This is a genomic window from Streptomyces sp. TM32, from assembly GCF_004122755.1.
Lineage (GTDB): Bacteria > Actinomycetota > Actinomycetes > Streptomycetales > Streptomycetaceae > Streptomyces > Streptomyces sioyaensis.
Map to the genome: position 1 here is coordinate 1 of NZ_SDIG01000231.1, position 8,150 is coordinate 8,150.

An 8,150-nucleotide genomic window follows, 5' to 3' on the forward strand; every position below is an offset into this window, starting at 1 on the left:
GCCCCCGCACCACCACCGCGGCCCCGCACCCGCCCCTCGGGCCTGCCTTCGCCCAGCCAACAGCGGTAACCACGGCACCAGCCAAGCAGCGCCGCCCGCGCCGCTAGCTGCCCCACAGGCCGCTGCCCGACCGTGGCTCAGCCGCGATCGTGTAGCGAGCTGCGGAAATGCGCTCGGTGAATCGCCCTCTGCGGAATTCGGCTGTCAGGGGCTGCAGTCTTGCCCCTGGTCCCACTGGCCGGGCAGCGTCGGACGGTGGCTGAAATGCGCTCCCACCAGGGCGATTGTCAGTGCTGTATGCGAGGGTCGCTATCTGTGAGCCGACGCATCGTCGGCGGCTCGCGACGGGTTACGAGTACACGGCCAACGGGGAGGCACGGCATGGCTGGCGACGGCTTCGACGTAGACACCGACCAACTCAAGTCCGCCGCACCGACATTCCACCGGGAGTCTGTAGCCCTGGAACGGGCGACAGCCAAGCTTCGCCACACGCTGAGCGGGCTGGGGGAGCCTTGGGGCGGTGACGAGCAGGGCAAGAAGTTCGAGCACGTCTACGCCCCGCACCAGGCGCAGATCGAGAAGGCAGCCGCGGCCCTTGTCAAGGGCCTGTCCAGCATCACCAAGGCCATGAACGACATGGCAGCCAATCACGAGGACGCTGACCACTCGGCCAAGTCCGGCTTTGAAGGTGGTAAGTGATGGGCGCTGCCGACAAGGCCAAGGAGATCGTCCAGGACCTCACCGGCATGTGGTGGCCGGAGGGCGACGAGGACGAACTCCGGGAAGCGGCGCGGGCCTGGCGTACGTACGCGGACGATGTCGAGGACTGCACGGCGGCCTGTCACAAGCGGGCCCAGGACGTGATCGACAACAACAAGGGCAAGTCGATCGAGGCGTTCGGAGAGTTCTGGCGCAAGTACCACGGCGGCGGCAAGGGCTACCTCGATGACGTGGCCACCGCTGCCCGCGACATGGCCAAGGCGCTGGACAAGTACGCCGACCAGGTCGCCGAGGCGAAGAAGAAGATCGAGCACGAGCTGGAGATCGCCGGCGCGGTCCTGGTCGCCGGCACGGCCCTGGCCCTCTTCACCGGAGGCATCAGCGAAGTCGCGGCAGCCGGCGCCACCGAGGCGATCGTCGCCGCGGCGAGTACGGCGGGCGTCGCCGTTTCCGCCACCGTCGCGGAGATCGCCGGAACAGTCCTGGCCACCGCCGCCATAGGCGGCATCGAAGCCATCACTGTCGACGTGGTCGTCGCCCAAGGCGGACGTAACCTCCTCGGTGACCAGAAGGGCATCAACCTGGCTGAGATCAAGGACGCCGGAGTCAGCGGGGTCTTGCTGGGGGGCGCCCTGGGCGGCGCAGGCCGCGCGGCGAAGGCTGTAGGCGACGCCGGTGGCTTCAAGAACGCCTTCGGCAAGATGAAGCTGGATGGCTTGGGCAACTTCAAGAACCCGCTGCGCGACTTCGAGATATCACTACCCAACTTGGGGGGCCCTCGCTTTGCGATGGCCGGCGAGGGGCCTGTCGGTCCTGTTGGCCCGACCTGGCGCCCCTTGATGCGCAACGCGGAGGGGAGCGGCGCAACCTCCGGGACTCCCAAGGCCAGCGGCTGGGAAGCCTCAAGCAATTTAAAGGGGCCAGCGGCAGGAAAAACACTCAAGCGGCCGAACGACCGGCATACCATCGGTGGCGCAGGCCGAGCAGGGAAGAACATCAAGGAAGAGAACACCATCATCCTCCCGGGATACTCCCAAGAGGTCGAGAAGGATATCGCTGGCATCGCAGAAGGGAAGGGGACCTGGCTTCCGGACGGTGAGCGCTATGAAATCAACGGCCGCACATACGGTGTCCACGAGAACGGGACCGTATACCCTGCCAAAGGTCCAGGGTTTGTGGAAATGGACCGTAATGAGTACGCGGCGCTATCGCAGATCGTAAAGGCTAAGGGGGACCTCTCGGCGGCTCCGCAGCTGACCAAGAACCCTCGCTTCGTCAACAACCCAGAAGTCGTCGAAAAGGCCTTGGCCATTTACAACGGGACTTACACACCATGACGTACAACCTTTTCCTCGTCGATAGCTGTGACCCGGGAGTCATGGCTGAATCTCTCGCTGCGATCTTCCGGGTTCCAGAGAGCGAAGTGGACGTCGCTGACGCTGACGGCGACCAAGAAGACCGCAACTGGGACGCCCTGGCATCCTGTGAATACTCTCACGTCCAGGGAAATGTGTCGCTATCCCTGGACATTTATGCTCAGGAGTCAATGGGTCAGCAGCCTCCAGAAGCTGAATTCTCCGAAGCGCTCGCCCGCCGGCTTGGTACGCCCGTTTTGTACCCGCCTCAGGAGAGCGCCATGAGCGCCCACTGGTTGGTTACCCCAGAAGGGCTGACAACGCGGGCTCGGCTGAGCGAGTCAGACGATGACGAGCCAACGTTCACAGTCACAGCAGTTGAGGAATTCGTCGATCGGTTGCCAGACGTTCCTGTGATGCACCTTCCGGAAGTAGTGCGCGAGCAGAAGATTGCTACACCTCTGGCCGATTCTTTTGCGGAATCCCTCCAGCAGTTGAAGGGAGATGGCAACGAGGCGGGTGATTCGACCATCACAGGTGACGTTGCCGAGGTGGCGCGGATTGCCAAGTCATATCTGGGGGCGTGGGAAAAGCTATCTCGACGCGCAGAGAACAACTGGGAACCCTCCGGTTGGTACCCCGTGGAGTTCTACCGGGAAGTGCTCGGATACCGCGATGACATCGAGGGGTATCTACGCCAACTCCCGGAGAACGTGGCCACGCTGTACAAGCGCTACCTCGACAAGGTCGACAGCCTCTATCAGGAACTGACAGTCGACGACGAAGAACACGTTGTCGTTGATGGCCGCGATGAGCCAACTGCTGGTTCGGCACAGAAGGCATGGTGGTGGTACCGCCGCCCCGAGCCCATGCCCTGGTTCAGGGGATGAGGCCGAGCGCCTCCGTGGATCTGACCGGGTAGGGGGCGGACCGAACGCAGTGCTGGTGCATTGGCCATGACCGCATACCGCTGTCATGGCTGGCGGGCGCTCTGCGCTTGGTCACTGTGTGGCGGGAGTCCCCCGTTGGTCGTCGCGAATCCATCTGACTCCCGCCATTCATGATCCAGGACCGAGTACGTGATCGAGTCCCTCCACGCTCCTCGTACGAACACGTGCTCCCGGATGCGGCCTTCCTCCGTCATACCGGCGCGGAGCAGGGTTTTGGCGGAGGCGGCGTTCAACGGTGCGCGAGCGGCCCAGATGCGGTGCAGGCCAAGGTGGTTGAAGCCGAGGGCGCACATCAGGTGAACGATTTCGGTGCCCAGGCCCGCGCCCCATGTGTGGGGGCGCAGGGCAAAGCCGATGGTGGCGGCTTTCTGGGCGTGTGGGTCGAGTGCCAGGCGGGCGAAGCCCACCAGGTCGCTTTCCTCCTGGCGGACCACGCCGAGGGCGTATTCGGTGCGGGGTTGCTCTCCGGAGGAGGCGATGGAGCGGACGACAATCTCCCGGACCTGTTCACGGGTTCGGGGTTCGAAGCTCAGGTGGCGAGTGGCGTCGGCGTCACCGTAGATGGCGTGTACGGCGTCCACGTCGTCGCTGGTGAGTTCGCGCAACTGAAGCCGGGGGCCTGCGATGTCGACCGGATGCATGGTCGGGACCCTACTCGCAGGCGGTGTTACCTCGGCAGGGCAGAGACAGGGGCCGCGGTGAACGCCTCGATTTCCTCCCGTGCCGCGCGGGTCTCGGGTGCGGTGAGCCACCGGGGAGCACGCAGCGCGGTGTGGACCTGCCGCACCGAGGCAACGATGCCGTTGATGCGCTGATCGGCGGACAGGTCGAGAACGGGTCGCATGGCCTCGTCGACGCCGTCGAGATTTCCGGCATGGATGCGGGCGAGGGCAAGGTCGGTGTGGGCGCCGGCCTGGTCGCCGAATGCCCAGTCTTCGGGTTCCGCTTGGCGGTAGGCGGCGACGGCCGCTTCGGCCTGTTGTTGTGCTTCGGGGGCGTCTGGGAGCCAGGCGGTGGCGTCGGCGGCGTAGTAGAGCTGGCGTGGTAGGGGGAAGGTCATGATGCCGCCGAACTCGTCCAGGTCGTCGCAGGACGCCGCGTCGCGGGCCCGTTCGGCTTCTGCGAGGGATTCCCGTACGGCTGCCACATCGCCGAGTGCGGCTCCGGCACGGGCTTGCAAGCAAGACAGCCATACGGCGCTGATGCCGGTCACGCCTCCCACCTGGGAGATGCCGAGGGAAGCGTATTTGGAGGCTTCCTGGTGTCGGCCGTCCCAGTAGGCGATCAGGGATTGCAGGCCGCGGACCCAGGCGCGCATGGCGTGGTGGTCGGCGTTGTCCGCGCATACGTAGGCGGTCCGGGCCTGTGTCATCGCCGATCGCGGATCGCCGAGGTCGTGGCTGGCCTTGGCAAGCATGCCGGAGGTGATGGCGGAGAGCAGGTACAACTCGCGGGCTTGGACGGGGCGGATGTGCCCGTGTTCGAGGAAGTGGAAGGAGAGGTCCTGTACTTCGACGAGGTCGCCGAGGAGGGTGGCCAGCGGCAGCCGCGGATAGGCGGCGGCTAGACGACGTACCTCCTGGTGGACCTCGTCCAGGGTCTCGGGGCCTACGATGCTGCCTTCTGCCATCGCGCTGAAGCGGAATGCACGACGAGCTGCCATGGCGACCTGCCTCTCTAACGTGTCCCGGCCGGCGCTGTCGCCTGGAACGGGTCTGCTGGTGAACTCGATGCCGTCGAAGCCGCTGTCCCCTTCACGGGGGTCGAGCGAGGATGAGGGCGGCTGTGTCGGCATGACGAGCCGAAGCCGCTGGCCGGCCTCGATAGTGGCGCCGCTCTCGTCAGCCGGGCCGAGCAGGACATCGACGGGGTATCGGAACATCGCCTCCAGAACCCGGCACAGAGCCGGGTAGGGGCGGGTCTTCACCTCGCCCCCGTACCACCGCTCAAACTGCCGCTTCGACAGCGTCAGGCCGACAAGCGTCGGATCACGGTCCTGTTCGGCGAGTTCGTTGGCAGTGCGCTCGAAGTGAAGCTTGAAGGTCTCGAACACCTGCCAGTGGCGTCTGGTGATCAATGTCCTTAGAAGTGTGGGCCTTTGAGCCATCAATCCCCCGATGGGTTCCGGTCGGCTCGTCGGTTGACGGTAGCCCCGCAACGCCGCCATCAGGAGTGAGAGCTGCCGTGTGCGAGGAGATGACGGTGGAGACGGCGGCATCGTGACGGTACCCATGTCGTCCACCTCGCCAAGCCCGAATCAGACGTCGGCGCTCATGTCGTGGTGAGGCGTGCCGCTTGGCCGTCAGGCTCGATGCCCGCCCTGAACGCGAGCGACGAGGTGGTGTTCCACCGTGCCAGCAGCAGGAGACAGCACGACGCAGCGACAGGCAGATCCCCGTACCGAAACCCCGAGCGCGGAGGCGACATGGAGCAGCAGCGGCCTGCCTCTGTGGCACGAGCGGACCTTCCCTCACCGTGACTCGTCCGTGAGTGAGGCGCGGAAGTTCGCCGTCGAAGCTCTGTCGGCCTGGGGAGTCCGGGACCGACTGGAGGACGTGTGTCTGTGCCTGTCAGAGGTCGCCGCCAACGCGCTCGTACATGCGAGTCCGCCCCGCTTCGGGTTCCGGGCACGGCTGACCATCAGTGGCCCGATGGTTCGGCTGGAGGTTCACGACCAGGGGGCGGGCCGGCCGCATCGAAAGCATCCGAGCCTCGACGACACCTCGGGCCGCGGCCTGCTCCTGGTGGACGAGCTGTCCGACGAGTGGGGCGTGGACGACCAGCCCGGCAACGGCAAGACCGTCTGGCTCACCTTCAAGATCACTGCGCCTGGCCCTCGCACGCCCAAACGCCAGCTCTGACCAGGGTGCCGCCACCCGCCAAAACGCCGTGCTCGAACTCCCCTACAGAAAAGAGGAATTCATGCCCAAGTTCCGATATCCCTTACATTCCGGCCGCATCGTCATCCTCGGTGCCGGCCCCTGCGGACTGGCGTGCGCGAGCGAGCTGGACCGGCTCGGTCACCGCAACTGGACCCTGCTGGAGGCGGCGTCCAACGTCGGAGGGCTGGCATCATCCGTGGTCGATCGTGCCGGCTTCACCTGGGACCTGGGTGGCCACGTGGTCTTCTCCCACTTCGGAGAGTTCGACCGGCTCCTGGGCGAGCTCTTCGCCCCGCATGAACTGCTGCACCACGACCGGTCCTCGTACATCCGATTCCGCGACCGCTGGGTGCCCTACCCCTTCCAGCAGCACCTCCACTGCTTGCCGCAGGCCGACGCCGAAGCGTGCCTGGTGTCGCTGACCCACGCCTGCCAACAGCGGGAACAGACCCTGCCGACCGACACCGACTTCGCCACATGGCTACAGGCCCAGTACGGAAGCGGCCTCGTCGAGCGCTTCTTCGCCCCGTACAACACCAAGGTCTGGGCGATCTCACCAGAGAAGATGAGCGCAGGCTGGGTCGCGGAGCGAGTGGCACCAGTCGACCTCAACGAGATCCTGGCGGCTTTCTACGGTGTCAAGGCCCCCATGCAGCGGTGGGGACCGAACTCCACGTTCGCCTTCCCCTCCGTCGGGGGGACTGGAGAGATCTGGCGACGACTTGGCGCCCGCCTTGGCAACCGAGTCCGTACCCGAGCTAAGGCCAGGTCGATCGATCCGGGCGCCTGCCTCGTGCGACTGGAGAGCGGTGAGGCGGTGCCTTTCGACCAGGTCGTGGCAACCCTGCCCCTGGACCGACTCGCCGCCATGACGACGACGAGCCCACCCGACGTACGGGAGGCGGCCCGCCGGCTGAAGCACACCACCGTCGCCATGGTCGGCCTCGGATACCGAGCCCCCACCCTGGACGAGCGGTCATGGTTCTACTTCCCGGAGGACGACGTGCCGTTCTACCGCGCCACCAACTTCAGCAAGTACGCCCCTGCCAACGTCCCCGGCGCCGACACCACCGCCTTCAGCTCATGGATGACGGAGATCTCCGTGATGCCCGGGACTCGGGTCAACCAGCGTGCTCTGGTGAAAGCCGCCGATGCTGCGCTGCGACGACATCGCCTGGTTCGTGGGCTGGCCGAGCTGGCCACCGCGCATGTGGAGATGATCCCGTACGCCTACCCGATCCCCACTCTGGACCGGGACGAGGCGCTGGCGTTGACGGTGCCGTGGCTGGAAGACCAAGCGATCTACCCTCGCGGCCGGTTCGGTACCTGGCGGTACGAGATCGGCAACATGGACCACGCGGTGAAGATGGGCGTCGATATCGCACGCCGTCTGGTCACGGGGGCCACCGAGGAGCTTCTCAGCAGCCAGGACGCGGTTCCCGCGGGGAGCCGCTCATGACCACCACCACGACGTCCGTAACCTTCGCCGGACACGTCTTCGATGTCGAGGTGGACCAGGGCTTTGCCGTCGAACAGCGCACTCATCTGCACAGCTTCGTGCCCGAGGCCGCGCTGGCCCCACCCTGTGGTCGGCTGACCAGCATCCGCGTCCGCCACAACCGTGAGCTGTTCGAAGACCGGTCCGCCCGCCTCCAGACGGTGCAAAGCCGGTGCGTCGAGCCGTTCCGCGGCGAGCCGTACCTGCGGTCGCGGGTGGGTGACGTGGACTGGTGGCGCCCTCATCCCCGCTCGAACCTGTCACAGGACCATCTCTACGCTCACGACTCCACCGGACGCCTGCACATCGTTCTCCACCCTGATGCACATCGCGGAGAGCGCTATCTGCTGCGCATCATCCGGGAAGTCGATGTCGAGAGTGAGTTGACGCCGCTGCAGGTCTACCGGCGGTTGCGCCATCGCAATCCCTCGCCCTACATGTACCTCGTGCCGTGGGCGGGCCGGTCCGTGATCGGTGCGAGCCCGAGCTGTGCGTGCGCATCCAGGACGACAGCCTCTCCATGCGCCCCATCGCCGGCACGGTGCCCCGGGCGACCGCACCGGACGAGGACGCCCGCCGGGTGGCGGAGCTGCGGGAGAGCGCCAAGGAACAAGCCGAACACGTCATGCTGGTCGATCTGTGCCGCAACGGTGGATCACGTACGGAAAGCTGAGTACCGGACTCCCGTCCGCTGGAGTCGTCCAGCGGGGCCTCCGGCCCCCTACCCCACCCCCGCCCGCAAGAC

Annotated in this window: 8 protein-coding genes; 6 read left to right on the forward strand and 2 right to left on the reverse strand. The window is 66.0% G+C overall.

The features are described 5' to 3' along the window. The first annotated feature begins 381 nt into the window (after positions 1 to 381). Genes EST92_RS29660 through EST92_RS29670 form a run of 3 tightly spaced genes read left to right on the forward strand, consistent with a single transcriptional unit; the run spans position 382 to position 2,965 of the window. Entirely contained in the window at positions 382 to 699 is a 318-nt protein-coding gene (locus EST92_RS29660) for a WXG100 family type VII secretion target (protein ID WP_129283781.1), read from the forward strand. Continuing rightward, positions 699 to 2,057 carry a WXG100 family type VII secretion target gene (locus tag EST92_RS29665; RefSeq protein ID WP_129283782.1) on the forward strand — a complete coding sequence of 453 codons (1,359 nt, stop codon included), beginning with the start codon at positions 699 to 701 and terminating at the stop codon, positions 2,055 to 2,057. Before EST92_RS29660 ends, EST92_RS29665 begins: the two co-directional genes overlap by 1 nt. Then, complete coding sequence (locus EST92_RS29670) at positions 2,054 to 2,965, forward strand: hypothetical protein (protein ID WP_129283783.1); 912 nt, start codon at positions 2,054 to 2,056, stop codon at positions 2,963 to 2,965. The genes EST92_RS29665 and EST92_RS29670 overlap by 4 nt, the downstream gene beginning before the upstream one ends. 83 nt (positions 2,966 to 3,048) lie before the next feature. Here EST92_RS29670 and EST92_RS29675 read toward each other — a convergent pair whose 3' ends face one another. Then, positions 3,049 to 3,666, reverse strand: coding sequence for a GNAT family protein (locus EST92_RS29675; RefSeq protein ID WP_129283784.1), 618 nt, complete (start codon positions 3,664 to 3,666; stop codon positions 3,049 to 3,051). Between the two features lie 26 nt (positions 3,667 to 3,692). After that, a complete protein-coding gene (locus tag EST92_RS29680; protein ID WP_216849140.1) occupies positions 3,693 to 5,102 on the reverse strand; it encodes a hypothetical protein in 1,410 nt (469 codons plus the stop codon). 274 nt (positions 5,103 to 5,376) lie between these two features. On the opposite strand from EST92_RS29680, the gene EST92_RS29685 reads away from it, so the two are divergent. The 3 genes from EST92_RS29685 to EST92_RS32730 all read left to right on the forward strand — a co-directional run bounded on the left by EST92_RS29685 (position 5,377) and on the right by EST92_RS32730 (position 8,078). Next, positions 5,377 to 5,886: an ATP-binding protein gene (locus EST92_RS29685; RefSeq protein ID WP_343283817.1), complete on the forward strand. Its 510-nt coding sequence runs from the start codon at positions 5,377 to 5,379 to the stop codon at positions 5,884 to 5,886. A gap of 61 nt (positions 5,887 to 5,947) precedes the next feature. Then, positions 5,948 to 7,366 carry an FAD-dependent oxidoreductase gene (locus tag EST92_RS29690; RefSeq protein WP_129283785.1) on the forward strand — a complete coding sequence of 473 codons (1,419 nt, stop codon included), beginning with the start codon at positions 5,948 to 5,950 and terminating at the stop codon, positions 7,364 to 7,366. Positions 7,367 to 7,856: 490 nt separating this feature from the next. Next, a complete protein-coding gene (locus EST92_RS32730; RefSeq protein WP_343283818.1) occupies positions 7,857 to 8,078 on the forward strand; it encodes a chorismate-binding protein in 222 nt (73 codons plus the stop codon). Positions 8,079 to 8,150 lie beyond the last annotated feature (72 nt).

What these genes read in the sequence shown, in the direction of transcription:
- EST92_RS29660 (WP_129283781.1), top strand. Translation starts at nt 382, where the DNA reads ATGGCTGGCGACGGCTTCGACGTAGACACCGACCAACTCAAGTCCGCC.
- EST92_RS29665 (WP_129283782.1), top strand. Translation starts at nt 699, where the DNA reads ATGGGCGCTGCCGACAAGGCCAAGGAGATCGTCCAGGACCTCACCGGC.
- EST92_RS29670 (WP_129283783.1), top strand. Translation starts at nt 2,054, where the DNA reads ATGACGTACAACCTTTTCCTCGTCGATAGCTGTGACCCGGGAGTCATG.
- EST92_RS29675 (WP_129283784.1), bottom strand. Translation starts at nt 3,666, where the DNA reads ATGCATCCGGTCGACATCGCAGGCCCCCGGCTTCAGTTGCGCGAACTC.
- EST92_RS29690 (WP_129283785.1), top strand. Translation starts at nt 5,948, where the DNA reads ATGCCCAAGTTCCGATATCCCTTACATTCCGGCCGCATCGTCATCCTC.